At 72.1% G+C, this 14,052-nt stretch carries 15 protein-coding genes and 1 riboswitch; of the genes, 6 read left to right on the top strand and 9 right to left on the bottom strand.

Annotation, left to right across the window (positions count from 1 at the left end):
- Nucleotides 1-29: 29 nt before the first annotated feature.
- Nucleotides 30-162: riboswitch (cobalamin riboswitch) on the bottom strand.
- Nucleotides 163-173: 11 nt separating this feature from the next.
- Genes WBN91_RS23575 through WBN91_RS23565 form a run of 3 tightly spaced genes read left to right on the top strand, consistent with a single transcriptional unit; the run spans nt 174 to nt 3,258 of the window.
- A complete protein-coding gene (locus WBN91_RS23575) occupies nt 174-1,181 on the top strand; it encodes a hypothetical protein (protein ID WP_337727095.1) in 1,008 nt (335 codons plus the stop codon).
- Nucleotides 1,178-1,804, top strand: coding sequence for a precorrin-8X methylmutase (locus WBN91_RS23570; protein WP_337727096.1), 627 nt, complete (start codon nt 1,178-1,180; stop codon nt 1,802-1,804). The genes WBN91_RS23575 and WBN91_RS23570 overlap by 4 nt, the downstream gene beginning before the upstream one ends.
- On the top strand, nt 1,801-3,258 hold the full coding sequence (locus WBN91_RS23565; RefSeq protein WP_337727097.1) for a precorrin-2 C(20)-methyltransferase: 1,458 nt from the start codon (nt 1,801-1,803) through the stop codon (nt 3,256-3,258). Before WBN91_RS23570 ends, WBN91_RS23565 begins: the two co-directional genes overlap by 4 nt.
- On the opposite strand, the gene WBN91_RS23560 is transcribed toward WBN91_RS23565, so the two are convergent.
- The gene (locus WBN91_RS23560; protein ID WP_337727123.1) at nt 3,233-3,907 is read right to left on the bottom strand and encodes a cobalt-precorrin-6A reductase; all 675 of its coding nucleotides are present in this window, start codon (nt 3,905-3,907) and stop codon (nt 3,233-3,235) included. The two genes, WBN91_RS23565 and WBN91_RS23560, sit on opposite strands and share 26 nt — an antisense overlap.
- A gap of 215 nt (nt 3,908-4,122) precedes the next feature.
- Here WBN91_RS23560 and WBN91_RS23555 point away from each other — a divergent pair, with 215 nt between their 5' ends.
- Nucleotides 4,123-5,169, top strand: a complete 1,047-nt coding sequence (locus tag WBN91_RS23555; RefSeq protein WP_337727124.1) for a cobalt-precorrin-5B (C(1))-methyltransferase — start codon at nt 4,123-4,125, stop codon at nt 5,167-5,169.
- Here the strand turns inward: WBN91_RS23555 and cobM are convergent.
- The 3 genes from cobM to WBN91_RS23540 are packed head-to-tail and all read right to left on the bottom strand — an operon-like array spanning nt 5,166 to nt 7,443.
- Nucleotides 5,166-5,909: a precorrin-4 C(11)-methyltransferase gene (gene cobM, locus WBN91_RS23550; RefSeq protein ID WP_337727098.1), complete on the bottom strand. Its 744-nt coding sequence runs from the start codon at nt 5,907-5,909 to the stop codon at nt 5,166-5,168. The two genes, WBN91_RS23555 and cobM, sit on opposite strands and share 4 nt — an antisense overlap.
- Entirely contained in the window at nt 5,906-7,051 is a 1,146-nt protein-coding gene (gene cbiE / locus WBN91_RS23545; RefSeq protein ID WP_337727099.1) for a precorrin-6y C5,15-methyltransferase (decarboxylating) subunit CbiE, read from the bottom strand. The genes cobM and cbiE overlap by 4 nt, the downstream gene beginning before the upstream one ends.
- A complete protein-coding gene (locus tag WBN91_RS23540; RefSeq protein ID WP_121220110.1) occupies nt 7,051-7,443 on the bottom strand; it encodes a pyridoxamine 5'-phosphate oxidase family protein in 393 nt (130 codons plus the stop codon). The genes cbiE and WBN91_RS23540 overlap by 1 nt, the downstream gene beginning before the upstream one ends.
- A 172-nt stretch (nt 7,444-7,615) precedes the next feature.
- On the opposite strand from WBN91_RS23540, the gene srmL reads away from it, so the two are divergent.
- A complete protein-coding gene (srmL, locus tag WBN91_RS23535) occupies nt 7,616-8,668 on the top strand; it encodes a PheS-related mystery ligase SrmL (RefSeq protein WP_337727100.1) in 1,053 nt (350 codons plus the stop codon).
- Here srmL and WBN91_RS23530 read toward each other — a convergent pair.
- The 5 genes from WBN91_RS23530 to WBN91_RS23510 are packed head-to-tail and all read right to left on the bottom strand — an operon-like array spanning nt 8,640 to nt 13,360.
- Nucleotides 8,640-9,065 carry a TIGR03667 family PPOX class F420-dependent oxidoreductase gene (locus tag WBN91_RS23530; protein WP_337727101.1) on the bottom strand — a complete coding sequence of 142 codons (426 nt, stop codon included), beginning with the start codon at nt 9,063-9,065 and terminating at the stop codon, nt 8,640-8,642. The genes srmL and WBN91_RS23530 overlap by 29 nt on opposite strands.
- Nucleotides 9,066-9,116: 51 nt before the next feature.
- Nucleotides 9,117-10,934: an aminotransferase class V-fold PLP-dependent enzyme gene (locus tag WBN91_RS23525; protein WP_443217783.1), complete on the bottom strand. Its 1,818-nt coding sequence runs from the start codon at nt 10,932-10,934 to the stop codon at nt 9,117-9,119.
- The gene (locus tag WBN91_RS23520) at nt 10,934-11,692 is read right to left on the bottom strand and encodes an amino acid ABC transporter ATP-binding protein (protein WP_337727103.1); all 759 of its coding nucleotides are present in this window, start codon (nt 11,690-11,692) and stop codon (nt 10,934-10,936) included. The genes WBN91_RS23525 and WBN91_RS23520 overlap by 1 nt, the downstream gene beginning before the upstream one ends.
- Nucleotides 11,689-12,504 carry an amino acid ABC transporter permease gene (locus tag WBN91_RS23515; RefSeq protein WP_337727104.1) on the bottom strand — a complete coding sequence of 272 codons (816 nt, stop codon included), beginning with the start codon at nt 12,502-12,504 and terminating at the stop codon, nt 11,689-11,691. The genes WBN91_RS23520 and WBN91_RS23515 overlap by 4 nt, the downstream gene beginning before the upstream one ends.
- Nucleotides 12,494-13,360 carry an ABC transporter substrate-binding protein gene (locus WBN91_RS23510; RefSeq protein WP_443217781.1) on the bottom strand — a complete coding sequence of 289 codons (867 nt, stop codon included), beginning with the start codon at nt 13,358-13,360 and terminating at the stop codon, nt 12,494-12,496. Before WBN91_RS23510 ends, WBN91_RS23515 begins: the two co-directional genes overlap by 11 nt.
- A gap of 143 nt (nt 13,361-13,503) precedes the next feature.
- Between WBN91_RS23510 and trxA the strand changes: the two genes are divergently transcribed.
- On the top strand, nt 13,504-13,866 hold the full coding sequence (gene trxA, locus WBN91_RS23505; RefSeq protein WP_337727105.1) for a thioredoxin: 363 nt from the start codon (nt 13,504-13,506) through the stop codon (nt 13,864-13,866).
- Nucleotides 13,867-14,052: the final 186 nt, after the last annotated feature.

Here is a 14,052-nt window from a genome sequence, read left to right as displayed (position 1 = left end):
CTCCATCCCTCGGGGGTCCTCGCCCCAGGTCGTAGGGAAACGGCTGGGCGAGAGTTCCTGGCTCCCGGGCTCGCGCCCGGTCACAGTGGCGGGACCGCGCCGGATTCGCACCGGCTTCCTCTGCTGTGCTTCGCCGTTCGGAGCCAACCCTAACGGGCGTTAGCATCCAGCCCATGCCCCAGGAGCGTGAACGACCCGACGCGTGCCCCGGCGCCGTCGACGTGCACCAGGCGGCCGACGGCGGGCTGGCGCGCGTCCGGGTGCCCGGCGGGACGCTCTCGGCCGTCCAGTTCGACGCCCTGCGCGGGGCCGCGCTGGAGTGGGGCGACGGGTCGCTCGAGCTGACCTCGCGGGCGAACGTGCAGATCAGGGGCTTGCGGGCGGGTGACGAGCACGTCCTGGGAGCGCTCCTGACCGAAGTCGGCCTGCTGCCCTCGCGGACGCACGAGCGGATGCGCAACATCATCGCCGCGCCGCTGGAGGACAACCAGGACCTGGTGGACGAGATCGACCGGGCGCTGTGCGCGGTGCCGGGGCTGGCCGACCTGCCGGGGCGGTTCCTGGTCACAGTGGGTGCGGGCGTGAGCGGGCTGGGTGGGGACATCGGCCTGGTGGGTGACGCCTTGTTCCTCGCCGGAACCGATTCCGGGGTGCGCGTGACCGATCCAGTGGCGGCGGTGGTGGCGGCTTCCCGGCTGTTCCAGCGGATCCGCGGCAGCGCCTGGCGGCTGTCCGAAGTGGACTCCGGTGTGCGGAAGATCACGGACGCCCTGGGCGAGCCGGTCGCCGAAAGGCTTGTCCCGGCTGTGACTCCGGTCGCACCCGGGGAGTACGGCTCTCAGGTGGTCGCGGGGGTGCCGCTGGGGCGGCTGGACGCCCGGCTGCTCGCCGGGGTGCCGGTGCGGATCACGCCGTGGCGCAGTGTGGTCGTGCCGAGCGGGACGGATACGACAGGGCTGTTCACCTCGCCGGACTCGCCGTGGCACGGCGTGAGCGCGTGCACCGGGCGGCCCGGCTGCGCGAAGTCGCTGTCGGACGTGCGGGCGGACGCCACGGCGTGGATCGGCACGCCGCACGCGGGTCGGGTGCACTGGTCGGGTTGCGCGCGGCGGTGCGGGCGGCCGGCGGGGGACGTGGTGGAGTACGTCGCGACCGGCGACGGGTACGAGGAGATCAGGTGACCAGCTACATCAAGGACGGCGCGGAGATCTACCGCCAGTCGTTCGCGACCATCCGCGCCGAGGCGGACCTGACCGGGCTGCCGGCGGACGTGGCGCGGGTCGCGGTGCGGATGATCCACGCCTGCGGCATGGTCGACCTGGTCCACGACCTCTCCTACTCCCCCGGCGTGGTCGAGTCCGCGCGGGAGGCGCTGCTCGCGGGCGCGCCGATCCTGTGCGACGCGCAGATGGTGGCGGCGGGCGTGACGCGCAAGCGGTTGCCCGCGGACAACGAGGTGCTGTGCACGTTGTCCGACCCGCGCGTGCCCGGTTTGGCCGCGGAGATGGGCAACACGCGCAGTGCGGCGGCGCTGGAGCTGTGGGGTGACCGGTTGGAAGGCGCGGTGGTGGCCATCGGCAACGCGCCGACCGCGTTGTTCCACCTGCTGGACATGGTGGCCGCGGGCGCGCCGAAGCCCGCCGCCGTGCTGGGCGTGCCGGTCGGGTTCATCGGCGCGGCCGAGTCGAAGGACGCCTTGGCGGCCAACGACCTCGGCTTGGAGTACCTGGTCGTGCGCGGGCGTCGGGGCGGCAGCGCCATGACCGCGGCGGCCGTCAACGCGATCGCGAGCGAGGAAGAATGACGGGCAGGCTGTACGGGGTCGGGGTGGGGCCGGGCGACCCGGAGCTGGTGACCGTCAAGGCGGCCCGGCTGATCGGCGAGGCCGACGTGGTGGTGTTCCACAGCGCGCGGCACGGCCGCAGCGTGGCCCGGAACATCGCCGCCTGCTACATGCGGCCGGACCAGATCGAAGAGCAGCTGGTCTACCCGGTGACGACCGAGGACAGCGACGACTACCAGGGCGAGATCGACGCGTTCTACGAGGAGTGCGCGGCGCGGCTGGCGGCGCACCTGGACGCGGGGCGGACCGTGGTGGTGCTGGCGGCGGGCGACCCGTTCTTCTACGGCTCGTACATGCACCTGCACAAGCGGTTGGCGGACCGGTACCCGGCGGAGGTCGTGCCCGGGGTGACGTCGGTGTCGGCCGGCGCGGCGGTGATCGGGAAGCCGTTGGTGGAGCGGGACGAGGTGCTCACCGTGCTGCCCGGCACGCTGCCCGCCGACACGCTGGCCGCGCACCTCTCCTCCGGCGACCCGGTGGCGATCATGAAGCTGGGTCGGACGTTCCCGCAGGTGCGGGCGGCGTTGGAACGGTCGGGGCGGCTGGACGAGGCCTGGTACGTCGAGCGCGCCACGACCGGGAAGCAACGCACCTCGCCACTGTCCGAAGTGGACGCTGACGGGGTGCCGTACTTCTCGTTGGCGTTGCTGCCCAGCAAGTCCCCCAGCTCGCCCGAGGGCCGCGGTGAGGTGGTGGTGGTCGGTCTGGGTCCGGCCGGGCCGGAGTGGCTGACGCCCGAGGCGCGGCAGGCGTTGGCGTCGGCGGATGACCTGGTCGGGTACGTCACCTACCTCGATCGGGTGGCCGTGTCGCCGCGCCAGCGCAAGCACGCCTCGGACAACAAGGTGGAGTCCGAGCGGGCGGCGTTCGCGCTGGACCTGGCCAAGCGGGGGCGGCGGGTGGCCGTGGTGTCCTCCGGTGACCCGGGGGTGTTCGCGATGGCCAGCGCCGTGCTGGAGGTGGCCGCCGAGGAGCAGTTCGCCGACGTGCCCGTGCGGGTCCTGCCGGGCCTGACCGCCGCGCACGCGGTGGCCAGCCGGGCGGGCGCGCCGCTGGGGCACGACTACGCCGTGATCTCGCTGTCCGACCGGCTCAAGCCGTGGGACGTCATCGCGTCCCGCCTGGCCGCCGCCGCTGCCGCCGACCTGGTGCTGGCGATCTACAACCCGGCCTCGCGCAGCCGGACGTGGCAGGTGGAGAAGGCCCGTGACCTGCTGCTGGAGCACCGCGCGCCGGACACCCCGGTCGTGGTGGGGCGCGATGTCGGCGGTCCGGAGGAGGAGGTCCGCGTGGTGCGGCTGGCCGACCTGGACCCGTCGACCGTGGACATGCGCTGCCTGCTGCTGATCGGCTCGTCCCAGACGAAGCTGACCGACCGCGGCACCGTCTTCACGCCCCGCCGCTACCCCGGCTGACCCACTCGACCGCTTCGGCGACCGTCCCCACCACGTCGACCCCGGCGGGCAGGGGCGGTCGCCTCACGACGACCACCGGGATGCCCAGCTCTTTCGCGGCTTGCAGCTTGGCGGAGGTCATCGGCCCGCCGCTGTCCTTGGTGACCAGCACCTCGATGTCGTGCTCCCGCAGGAGTTCCAGCTCGCTGTCCACTGTGTACGGTCCGCGGTCGAGCAGGACGGTCACGCCGGGCACCGGCGGCTCGGGCGGGTCCACCGTGCGCGCGATACCGCTGGAGAACGCCCCCAGCCCCTGCCGCCCGGTGGTGATGAACGCCCTGCGCTCCCCCACCGCCGCTGCCGCCTCTTCCAGCGAGTCCACCCAGGTCCAGCCTTCTTCCGCCGGCCATCCGGGCCGCCGCAGCACCAGCAACGGCACGCCGGCTTCCCGACAGGCCGCGACGGCGTTGGCGGTCATCCGCTCGGCGAACGGGTGCGTGGCGTCGACCACCGCGGACACGTCTTCGGTCCGCAGGTACTCGACCAGCCCCCCCACCCCGCCGAACCCGCCGATCCGCACCTCACCGACCGGCAGCCGGGGCGCGCTCACCCGCCCGGCCAGCGACGACACCACCCGCAGCGGCGCGGCGGTGTCATACCCGGCTGGCAGACTGAGCCCCGGGGGCGCTTCGACTGCACTGTCGCACCCGGCCGGCAGAATGAGCCCCAGGGGAGCTTCGGCCGCAGTGTCGTACCCCCGTGGGACAATGGAATCGGGGGCCGGAGGCCGCCCGCCGGTCAGCTCCGCAGCCAGCGCGCGGGCCTCGCCGGTGCCACCCAGGACCAACACGGTTCTCACGGCTGTTGCATCCTGACCTCGTGAACCTGCGCTACGGGTGGACGACCGGGGCCTGCGCCACGGCCGCCACCACCGCCGCCTACACGGCGCTGCTCACCGGAGAGTTCCCCGACCCGGTGGAGATCCTGCTGCCCAAGGGCCAGACCCCGAGCTTCGCCCTCGCGCAGGAGGAACTCGCCGAGGACCACGCCTCCGCCGCCGTCGTCAAGGACGCGGGGGACGACCCGGACGTCACGCACGGCGCGCTCATCCGCTCGACGGTCCGCCACGGCGCACCGGGAACGGGTGTCACGTTCAAGGCCGGTCCCGGCGTGGGCACGGTCACCAAGCCCGGCCTGCCCCTCCCGGTGGGCGAGCCGGCCATCAACCCGGTTCCCCGCCGGATGATGCGCGAGCACGTCGAACGGGTCGCCGCGGCGCACGGCGGCACCGGGGACGTGGAGATCGAGATCTCCGTCGACCACGGCGAGGAACTGGCCAAGAAGACCTGGAACCCGCGTCTGGGCATCCTCGGCGGGCTGTCCATCCTGGGCACCACCGGCATCGTCGTGCCCTACTCGTGCTCGGCGTGGATCGACAGCATCCGCCGGGGCATCGACGTGGCCCGCGCCGCCGGCTACCAGCACGTCGCCGGGTGCACCGGCAGCACCTCGGAGAAGGTCGCGGCGGAGGTGCACGGGCTGCCCGAAGACGCCCTGCTGGACATGGGCGACTTCGCGGGCGCGGTGCTGAAGTACCTCAAGCGCCACCCCGTGCCCCGGCTGACCATCGCGGGCGGCATCGGGAAGCTGTCCAAGCTCGCGGACGGCCACCTCGACCTGCACTCCGGGCGGTCGCAGGTCAACCACGACTTCCTCGCGTCCCTCGTCGACGACCCCGACCTGGCCGAACGCGTCCGCACCGCCAACACCGCCCTGGGCGCGCTGCACCTGTGCCAGGAGGCCGGTGTCCCGTTCGGCGACCTCATCGCCGCCAAGGCCAAGGACACCGCCGACGCCGTCCTCAAGGGCGCGCCGGTCGAGGTCGACGTCGTCGTCATCGACCGGGCGGGCACGATCGTGGGTCGGGCCTAGCTGCGGCATCGGTCCACGGAGTACAGGTGGCTGTCGATGAAGCCCTCGGCGGCCAAGACGTCCCCCACGATGATCACGGCGGTCCGCTTGATCCCGGCCGCGTGCACTTCACCGGCGATCGTGGACAACGTGCCCCGCAGCACGACCTCGTCGGACCGGCTGGCGTAGGCGACGACGGCGGTCGGGCAGTCGGGGCCGTACGACGGCAGCAGCTCGGCCACCACCTCGTCGATCCGCTGCACGGCCAGGTGCAGCACCAGCGTCGAACGGGACCGGCCCAGCGTCGCCAGGTCCTCCCCCGGCGGCATCGGGGTGGCACGGGCCGAGGTCCGAGTGAGGATCACGGTCTGCCCCACGCCCGGCACGGTCAGCTCCCGCTTCAGCGAGGCCGCCGCCGCCGCGAACGCGGGCACACCGGGGGTGACGTCGTAGGGGATGCCCAAGGCGTCCAGGCGGCGCATCTGCTCGGCCATCGCCGAGTACACCGACGGGTCGCCGGAGTGCAGCCGGGCCACGTCGTGCCCAGCCGCGTGCGCGGCGGACAGCTCGGCGAGGATCTGGTCCAGGTCCAGGTTGGCCGTGTCCACCAGACGGGCGTCCGGCGGGCAGTGCGCGAGCACCTCGACCGGCACCAGCGCCCCCGCGTACAGGCACACCGGCGAGGCCTCCAGCAGCCGCACCGCGCGCAGCGTCAGCAGGTCGGCCGCACCCGGTCCGGCGCCGATGAAGTGGACGGTCACGCGTTCTCCTTCGTCACGGACCACGTGGTCACGGGCATGTGCGGGCGCCAGCCGGTGAAGCCGCCGACGCGGGTGTCCCGGCTGACCGACAGCCGGGTGAGCGAGCCGCCCAGCTCGCCGTGCCACCGGGCGAGCACGGTCTCGGACTCCAGCGTCACGGCGTTGGCCACCAGCCGCCCGCCGGGCCGCAGCGCCGCCCAGCAGCGCTCGACGACCCCTTCGACCGTCAGACCACCGCCGATGAACACGGCGTCCGGTGCGGGCAGGTCGAGCACGTCGGGGCTGGAACCCTCCACGACCTCGATCCGCGGCACGCCCAGCGCTTCGGCGTTGTGCCTGATCCGCTCAGCGCGTTCGGGAGAACGCTCCACCGCGAACGCCCGGCACGACGGGTGCGTCCGGCACCACTCGACGGCGATGCTGCCCGACCCGGCGCCCACGTCCCACAGCAGTTCGCCGGGGCGCGGGGCGAGCAGGGCCAGGGTCACCGCCCGCACCTCGCGCTTGGTCAGCTGGCCGTCGTGCTCGTAGGCGTCGTCGGGCAGGCCCGGGACCAGCGAGAACCCGCCCGTCCCGCACTCGACGGCCAGCACGTGCAGCGGGTCGGCGGCGTCCAGGTCGTGGTGGACGCGCTCGTCCGGCCCGCCCAGCCGCTCCAGCACGGTCAGCCGGGCGTCTCCCGCGAGGGCTTCGACTTCCCGGGGTGCACCCCCCAGCACCAGCACCCGCCGCCCGGGGTGCAGGAACGGCACCACCAGGGACGCGGGCTTGCCGACCAGGCTCACCACGTCCACGTCGTCCAGCGCCCACCCCAACCGCGCGCACGCCAGCGACACCGACGAGGGGTGCGGGATCACCCGGACGGCGTCGGGGCCGAGCAGCCGGACCAGGGTCGTGCCGATGCCGTGGAACATCGGGTCACCGCTGGCCAGCACGCAGATCCGGCGGCCGGCGTGCGCGTCGAGCATGCCGGGCAGGGCGGGCACGAGCGGCGACGGCCAGGTCACCCGGTCGAACGACCCCGGCACCAGGTCGAGCTGCCGGGCGCTGCCCAGGACGACCTCGGCGGCGGCGACCTCCGCGCGGGCGGCCGGGGACAGGCCGTCCCAGCCGTCCGCGCCGATGCCGACCACGGTGAGCATCAGACCGTGCCCAGGACGCGCGTGACGGCGATCTCGATCACGACCCGCTCCGGGTTGGGCCGGGGCTGCCGGTAGCGCTCGGCGTAGCGGCGCACGGCGTCGGCGACCTCCTCGGGCGACTGCCGGACCACCGCCCGCCCCTCCAGCGTCGACCAGCGGGCACCGTCCACTTGGCACACCGCGACGACCGCGCCCTCCGGTCCGGCCGCGAGCACCTGCCGCACCTTGTGCGAGCCGCGCGAGGCGATCACGCGTGCGGTCGCGGTGTCCACGTCCAGCGTCACGCCGACCGGCACCACGTGCGGTGTGCCGTCGGGTCGCACGGTGGTCAGCGTGCACAGGTGGCGCTCGGTCCAGAACGCGCGGAAGTCCTCGCCCTTGCTCGACAACATGCGTGCATCATGCGGCACCGACCCGCTATGGTCGAAAACGTGACGCGTCGATTTAGCCGCCCCTGGCCGGGAGACCCGGCCATCCGGGGCGTGCGCTGACGCGGGTCCCGAGGTGGCGGACCGGCCCAGGGGGATGTCGCTCCCGTGCCGGCTCTCACAAAGGACCTCCGCGATGCCACGCGACCTCAGCGACCCCGTCCAGGGGCCGCACGCCGTGCAACTGCTGCTCGACCGCATCCTCGCCGCGCTCGACGTGCCCGAGGTGCGCCTGATCCGGGAGAACCCGGAGGTGGCGGTCGAGGACAACTACGACAACCTGGGCTACACGCCGGACGCCGTCACGCGTGACGCCCGTTACACCCGCTACACCACCCCCGGCCGGATGCTGCGCAGCCACACGTCCGCGATGATCCCGCCCGCACTGCGGGTGCTGGGTACCGAGGAGTGGGACGACGTGGTGCTGGCGTGCGTCGGGATGGTGTACCGGCGCGACACCGTGGACCGCGTGCACTCCGGCACACCGCACCAGCTCGACCTGTGGCGGATCTCGCGCCACCAGGCCGATCTGGACGAGCTGATCGACACCGTCGTGCGGGCCGCGTTGCCGGGGGTGCGGTACCGGACCGTGCCCGCCACCCACCCGTACACCACGGCCGGGCGGCAGATCGACGTGCTGGTTGACGGCGAGTGGCTGGAGGTCGGCGAGTGCGGCCTGGCGGCTTCGCACGTGCTTCGCCGGGCGTGGTTGCCTTCGGGGACGCACGGTCTGGCGATGGGGCTGGGCCTGGACCGGTTGCTCATGCTGCACAAGGGTGTCCCGGACATCCGCCTGCTGTCCGCGACCGATCCCCGGGTGGCGTCCCAGATGCTCGACCTCACGCCCTACCGGCCGGTGTCCAAGCACCCGCCGGTTCTGCGTGACATCTCGGTGGCGGTGGATGTTGAGCAGGACGCCGAGACGATCGGGGACGTCGTGCGGTCGGTGCTGGGTGAACTGGTGGAGGCCGTGCACGTGGTGAGCGAGACGCCCGTGTCGGAGCTGCCGCCCGCCGCAGTGGCGCGGTTGGGCGCTGTCTCGGGGCAGAAGAACGTGTTGCTGCGCTTGGTGCTCCGGCACCTGACCCGGACGTTGACCGACGAGGAGGCCAACGCGGCCCGCGACGCCGTGTACGCCGCGGTCCACGCCGGGACTTCGTCTAGTGCAGGCGTGCCTTCTCGGGCGTGAAGACGAAGGGCACCGAGTAGATCTCGGCGAACCGCTCGACCGAGCCGAACACCGCGGTGGCCCGCTCGCCGTACTTCTTCGCGAACTCCGGGTGCTGAGCGGCGGGCGGGACGTCGTCGGCGCGGGCGAGGGTGCCGGTGAAGAGGGTGAGCTGCCGGGCCAGGCCCTCGTCGTTGAGGTGGAAGGAGGCGCGCGGGTTGGCCTTGATCCGTTCGAGCCGCTTGGCGCCGGGCTGGGAGTAGAACACGACCCGGTCCTCGTGCCACACGAACCAGACCGGCGCGGGCTGCGGGGTGCCGGTGCGGTCGACGGAGGTGATCCAGCCGATCATGCGTTCGGACAGGTCACGGGCCACCCGCGCGCCCAGCTCGGTCGACGGGTCGGGCAACAGGCTCATTGATCGCTCCAGTTCGTCTGTTGATCGCTGCCAACGCCGTGCCGTGGACCGCTATTCCGGTTTGCGGTGCTCGTTGAGGTAGTTGTAGATCGTGTAGCGGGTGACGCCGAGCACACCGGCGAGGTGGTCGACGGAGTCGCGGATGAGGAACAGCCCAGCCTCGTCGAGCACCTTGACCACTTGGGACTTGTGGGACTTCTTCATCAGCTCGACGGGGACGCCGACACCGCGGATCGCCCGGTCGACCAGGACCCGCTGGAGGGTGTCGACGTCGCTCGGGAAGGTCTCGACCGGCTCGGTCGGTGCGGTGGGGGGTCGGCCGGGGTCGCTGTTGACGCACAGGCAGCCGATCGCCACGCCTCGGGCGTCGCGGAGGAAGACGGTCGAGGAGCGGATGGGCCGGCCGTCGGGGGCGTAGGTCTCGTAGCCGGCGAGGTCCTGGGTGGTGCCGCGGCGGACCAGGCCGAGCAGGAGGTCGGTCATCGGGCCGCCGACCTTGCGGCCGGTGAGGTCGCCCGCGATGGCGACGATGGAGTTGGGCAGGGCGGAGAGGTCGTGCAGGACGACTTCGGTGCCGGGGCCGAGGGCGTCGGCGAGGCTGTGGACGGTGGGGATGAGCGCGGCGAACACGTCTGCGGTTGCGGTGGATTCGTCGGGCTGGGGGTGGGCTTGGTGTGGCCTCCGGCCCCCGTCTCCATTGTCCCACGCGGGTATGACATCGGGGGGCGTGGGCGCGGCGGAAGCGGTTGGCGTGGCTTGAGTGGCGATGGGGTGGTGGTGTCGGCGGAGGGTGGTCAGGGCGTCGGTGAAGCGGGCGATGGTGGCCGGTGTGGTGGAGGCGTGCGGTGACAGGCGGATGTGTTCCGGGCGAATGGTCGCCGTGATGCCCAGCCGGGTGAGGGTCTCGCCCACCATCGTGGACGGGAGGTCGCCCAGGGTGAAGGCCAGGATGCCTGCTCGCCGGTCCTGTGCCGAAACGACGGTCCCGCCGGCCGACTGGACCGCCTCCGCCAAGGTGTCGACGTGCTCGGCGATCCGGGCACCCAGAGCCGGCACACCGGCTAGTTCCACCAGTTCCAGGGCCGTGGCCAGCGCACCTGCCGCGACAGGGCTCAAGTTGGTGATCGACCAGCCCGCCGCGCCCTCGGCCACCGGGTGCACCTCGTCGTCGAACAGCCCGGCGTCCTCGGCGCCCGTCCACCCCGACACGACCGGGTCCAGGCGTTCCAGCGCCCGGTCCGACAGCACCATGAACCCGGTCGACCACCCCGCCCTGAGCCACTTCTGCCCGCCGACCACCAGGACGTCCGCCACCGACCACGGCTCGTCCACCACTCCGAAGCCCTGGATGCCGTCCACGACCAGCATGCGGTCGCCGAGGACATCCCGCAGGGCCGCCAGGTCCGCCCGGTAGCCGGTTCGGAAGTCGACGGCGCTCACCGACAGTGCGGTGGTCGTGGGGGTCAGCGCCCCTCGGACCGCCTCGGGGGTCACCGGTGCGGGTGGGAGCGGGCGGACGGTCGCGCGGCCGGACCTGGTCCACGGGTAGGTGTTGGCCGGGAACTCCGCGGGGGACAGCAGGACCTCGCCGGTCAGGCCCAGGGCGACCTGGAACAGGCCGGTGCTGGTGTTGGGCAGCAGCACGACGTGCTCGGTGTCCACCCCGCACAACCGCGCCACCGCCGCCTTCGCCCGGACCTCCTCGCGCATCAGCTCGTCCACAGTGGACGGACCGGCCGCCGCGGACCGCTCCAGCAACCGCGTCGACTCCTCCACCACGGCGTGCGCGGGCGGCCCGAAGCGGGCGAAGTCCAGGTAGCCCTCCGGCTCCGCGAACTGGATCAGGTAGGAGGACGGGATGCGCATGATCAGAGCACCTTCGCGAGGAACTGCCGGGTCCGTTGTTCCCGGGGATTGTCCAGCACCTGCCCCGGCGGCCCCGACTCGACCACCGCGCCGTCGACCAGGAAGACCACCTCGTCCGCGACCTGCCGCGCGAACCCGATCTCGTGCGTGACGACGAGCATGGTCATCCCGTCGCGCGCGAGGTCGGCCATCACGTCCAGCACCTCCCCCACCAGCTCGGGGTCCAGCGCGGAGGTCGGCTCGTCGAACAGCATCAGCGACGGCCGCATCGCCAGCGCCCGCGCGATCGCCACCCGTTGCTGCTGCCCGCCGGACAGCTGGTGCGGGTAGGCGCCCGCGCGGTCGGCCAGCCCGACCCGTGCCAGCAACTCCGCGGCCTCCGCGAACGCCCGTGACCTGGGCACGCCCAGGACGTGCACCGGTCCTTCGGCGACGTTCTCCACGGTGGTCCGGTGCGGGAACAGGTTGAACCGCTGGAACACCATCCCGATCCCCCGCCGCTGCCGCGCCACCTCCCGTTCGCGCAGCTCGAACAGCCGCCCGCCGCGCTCACGGAACCCGACCGGCTGCCCGTCCACCCAGATCCGCCCGGCGTCGATGGTCTCCAAGTGGTTGACGCACCTCAGGAACGTCGACTTCCCGGCGCCCGAAGGTCCCAGCAGGCACACGACTTGGCCCTGTGCCACGGAAAGGTCCACGCCGCGCAACACCTCGACCGACCCGTACGACTTCCGCACCCCGACCGCGCGCACGACGCTCATCGCGCGACCCCCTTGCCGTAGAAGCGTTCCAGGAAGTGCTGTCCCACCGACGCGAGGCTCACCACGACCATGTACCAGGCCGCTGCGGCGAGCAGGGTCTCCATGATCTGGAGGTTGCGGGACGCGATGTTGTTGGCCGCGTGCACCAGTTCCAGGAACCCGATCACGGACGCCATCGACGTGCCCTTGAGCATGTTGATGAAGTTGTTGCCGGTGGGCGGGATGATCACGCGCATCGCCTGCGGCAGGACGACCCTCCGCAACGCGACCGCGGGCGTCATCCCGATCGCCTTCGCCGCCTCCACCTGCCCGTGGTCGACGCTGCCCAGGCCGGCGCGCACGATCTCGGCCATGTAGGCGCTCTCGTTCAGGCCCAACCCCAGCAGCGCGGCGACGAACGCGGTGATGAGCACGTTCGTCTTCGCCTCGAACAGCATCGGGATCGAGATGTGCTCGAACACCAGCGCCAGGTTGAACCACAACAGGATCTGCAACAGCACCGGCAACCCGCGGAACAACCACACGTACCCGGTCGCGAACCACCTCGCCACCGGGTTCGCCGACCGCCGCAGCAACGCGATGCCCACCCCGAGCACGATCGCCCCGGCCTGCGCGCACACCGCCAGCACGACCGTGTTCCACAAGCCCCGCAACATGATGTCGTGCACGAAGAACCCGGGCACGGCCGCGTAGTCGATCTGCGCGTCCGCGAGCGCGAAGCCCAGCGCGACCAGCACCCCGAGGATCACCGCCCCGCCGACCCACCGGCCCCAGTGCCGCAGCGGGACGACGGGCAGCTCGTCATCGACCATTGACGGTGGCCTTCGCGATAGCGCCCTGCGTGACGCCCCACTTGTCCATGATCTTGCGGTAGGTCCCGTCGTCGATCAGCGCCTGCAACGCTTTCTGGATCGCGGTGGCCAGCTCGGGCGTGCTCTTGTTGACGCCGATGCCGTAGGGGCCGCCGTTGATCGGGGCCGCGTCGACGACCTCGAAGAACTGGCCGTCACCGGCGGTCTTGGCCACGTAGACGGCAGTGGGCAGGTCGTTGAGGATGGCCGCGACCCGGCCGGTGCGGAGTTGGTTCTGGTTCTGGGTGTCGCTGTCGGTGGCGGTGACGGCGATGGACCCGGTCGGGCACGGGAAGGTCTTGGCGTACTGCTCCTGGCTGCTGCCCAGGTTCACCGCGACGGCCTTGCCGCACAGGTCCTGCGGGGTTTTGATGCCGTCCGGGTTGCCCTTGCGGACCATGATCGTGATGCCGGACGTGAAGTAGTCGACGAAGTCGATCTTCTGCTGCCGCTCGGCGGTGTCGTTCATCGCGTCCATCGTGACGTCGATGCGGCCCGCCTGGAGGCTGGTGATCAGCGAGCTGAACGCCATGTCCTGGTGCTCCACCTTCAGCCCGAGCTTGGCGGCGACGGCGGTGATCAGGTCGACCTCGGAGCCGATCGGGGTCTTGCCGTCCTCGGCGTAGAAGTTGTTCGGCGGGTTCTGGATGTTCGAGCCGACCCGCAGCTTGCCCGCCTGGGCGACCTGCGGCGGGACCAGCGCGGCGAGCCCGTCGTCCTTGGCGACGACCGGCGTCTCCGGTGTGGCTCCTCCGGTGGGCGCGGGCGCGCACGCGGCGAGCACGACCAGGGCAAGAGCGGCGATCCAGCGGGTCACAGGCCACCTCCTCAGCGGGTGGCCTGCAAGTTACAACTGATTGTTGAAGGCGTCCACAACTCGTTGAAGGGAATCGAGGGGTTCGCGCGCGCGTTGACCCGGGTAACCGGGGGCGAAACCCCAGTCGAGGCGAGGAGTACTCAATGGCGACGGTGGAGCTGACCACGCAGAACTTCGACGAGGTGGTCGGCGGTTCCGACCTGGTCCTCGTCGACTTCTGGGCGGACTGGTGCGGCCCGTGCAAGCAGTTCGCCCCCGTGTTCGAGCGGTCGGCGGAGAAGCACCAGGACATCGTGTTCGGCAAGGTCGACACCGAGGACCAGCAGCAGCTGGCGGCGGCGTTCCAGATCCGCTCGATCCCGACCCTGATGATCGTGCGCGACGGCGTCGTGCTCTACGCCCAGCCGGGCGCCCTGCCCGAGGCGGCCCTGGAGGACCTGATCGACCAGGCCCGCAAGGTCGACATGGAAGAGGTCCGCAAGCAGGTCGCCGAGCAGCAGGCCTGACCCGCCCGGCTCGACCCGGCTCGGGTGGACCAGCCGGCTCGACCAGGTCAGCCGGCTCACGTGGACCAGCCGGCTCGACCGCACCGGCCGGCTTCACGACACCGGCCCGGACAACCACATCAGCCCAGCCGCGCCCGCCTGCCGGCCTCCGGCCCCCGATTCCATTGTCCCACGAGGGACCGACAG

Source organism: Saccharothrix sp. CCNWYY140 (assembly GCF_037401995.1).
Lineage (GTDB): Bacteria > Actinomycetota > Actinomycetes > Mycobacteriales > Pseudonocardiaceae > Actinosynnema.
Note: the sequence above shows the minus strand (reverse complement) of the source record. Positions and strands in the feature narration are given on the sequence as shown.